1 pseudogene is annotated in these 297 nt (G+C 77.1%); it reads left to right on the top strand.

Features of this window, described 5'->3' with window-relative positions:
• A pseudogene (locus JHD62_RS22220) lies at positions 1–124 on the top strand (phosphoribosylglycinamide formyltransferase); the annotation flags it as partial.
• Positions 125–297 lie beyond the last annotated feature (173 nt).

Here is a 297-nt window from a genome sequence, read left to right on the forward strand (position 1 = left end):
TGTCGACGCCAATATCCCCGGCGCATGCATTGCGGCGGTGATATCCAATCGCCCTGATGCCGCTGGCCTCGCCTGGGCCGCCGAGCGTGGCATTGCCACGGCCGTGGTGGACCACAAGGCCTATGCCCTGTCTCTTATACACATCTGACGCTGCCGACGAACAGTAAGATGTGTGGGTGGGGGGGGGGGGGGGGGGGGGGGGGGGGGGGGGGGGGGGGGGGGGGGGGGGGGGGGGGGGGGGGGGGGGGGGGGGGGGGGGGGGGGGGGGGGGGGGGGGGGGGGGGGGGGGGGGGGGGG

This window comes from Aquitalea sp. ASV11 (assembly GCF_016429185.1).
GTDB lineage: Bacteria > Pseudomonadota > Gammaproteobacteria > Burkholderiales > Chromobacteriaceae > Aquitalea > Aquitalea pelogenes.